Source organism: Vibrio sp. Vb1337, assembly GCF_033338715.1.
GTDB classification, from domain to species: Bacteria; Pseudomonadota; Gammaproteobacteria; order Enterobacterales; family Vibrionaceae; genus Vibrio; species Vibrio alginolyticus.
In genome coordinates this window covers 1-1,414 of sequence record NZ_JAWOTD010000102.1, presented here as the reverse complement: position 1 = coordinate 1,414, position 1,414 = coordinate 1, and the positions used below count along the sequence as shown (strand labels likewise).

The 1,414-nt window shown below is 46.1% G+C and carries 2 protein-coding genes; one reads left to right on the top strand and one right to left on the bottom strand.

Annotated features, from left to right (window positions below; all coding sequences use genetic code 11):
• Positions 1–688, bottom strand: a 688-nt coding sequence (locus tag R7E42_RS24210; protein ID WP_318073119.1) for a transporter substrate-binding domain-containing protein, incomplete at its 3' end; no start/stop codon positions are given.
• A 115-nt stretch (positions 689–803) separates the two neighbouring features.
• Here R7E42_RS24210 and R7E42_RS24205 point away from each other — a divergent pair.
• Positions 804–1,414, top strand: a 611-nt coding sequence (locus R7E42_RS24205; protein WP_318073118.1) for an amino acid ABC transporter permease, incomplete at its 3' end; no start/stop codon positions are given.

Here is a 1,414-nt window from a genome sequence, read left to right as displayed (position 1 = left end):
TCCAGACTTGGTCGTCTTGTGGTAACAACATGGCGATTGGAGTCGGTCTGCGAGGTGCTTTCACAGGCACAATCGCCAACTGTTTGAACTTGTCCACCAGCGTCGCCGCTTCCACATTGGAAGTCACAGACACATCCGCTCTGCGAGCCAACAGCTCTTGGAAATCTCGCGCGGGGGCTTCAATCACAATATGCTGCGCCGATGGGAAGAACTCTTTCACCATTTTTTCTTGTACCGTACCTAACGTCGCAGCCACTTTCACATCGGGTTTATTAAAATCCGCCCAATCAGAGAATTTGGCGAGGTCTTTTTTCTGCACCACTGGCACAAACGCCAAGTAGAAATAGGGTTGGCTATAACCAGCCACCTTCGCACGCGACATGTTTAAAGACGCACTGCCAGTGATGTCGTACTTGTTGGCCGTAATGCCATTAACCAGCGTTTTCCAATCGGTGGCAACGTACTCCACTTTGACACCCAAATCTTTAGCAAGCTCGGTTGTGACATCAATATCAAAACCACGATAACTGTTCGTGGCTGGATCTTTCATTGTCATTGGATTCCAGTCCCCAGTCGTCCCTACTCTCAACACGCCTTTATCCAGAATTTCTTGAAGACGGCTCTGAGCATGAACAACTTGAGTGACCATAAGCAGACATATTCCTAGCGCAAACAAAATCTTTTTCATTTTTATTCCCTTAAAAATAATGACCTTATACGGTTTAATTATTAACCTTTATTACAACCCCATTGATAACATAGCAGTAACAAAGGAAGTTTTTTAGTTAATTCAGGGAGTAAATGTGACGTTTCGAACTCTATGGCTGATTTCGCTGCTGTTGTTAACGGGTTGCTCAGATTACCAATGGGGCTGGTATGTACTCGACCCGTCAACGGAACAAGGGATAACCAACCTAAAGTTTTTAGTCGCGGGGTTTAATGACACCATTCAAGTGTCACTCTTGAGTATGTGTTTTGCCATGACACTTGGGCTGCTGATTGCGTTGCCTGCACTTTCTCGCTCCCCAACGCTCAAATGGATGAATCGCATCTACGTTGAGGTGATCCGCTCAATCCCAGTATTGGTGTTGCTCTTATGGGTTTACTACGGCATGCCAACGCTGCTCGATGTCTCTCTCAATCATTTTTGGGCGGGGGTAATTGCACTGACTATCGCTGAAAGTGCGTTTATGGCAGAAGTATTTCGCGGTGGGATTCAAGCGATCAACCGAGGTCAGCATGAAGCGGCAGAATCACTTGGTTTGAATTATTGGCAGAAGATGCGCTTGGTGATTCTTCCGCAAGCATTTCGACAAATTTTACCGCCGTTAGGGAATCAGTTTGTCTACATCCTCAAAATGAGTTCTCTGGTGAGCGTAATCGGTTTAAGTGACTTAACGAGACGTGCCAACGA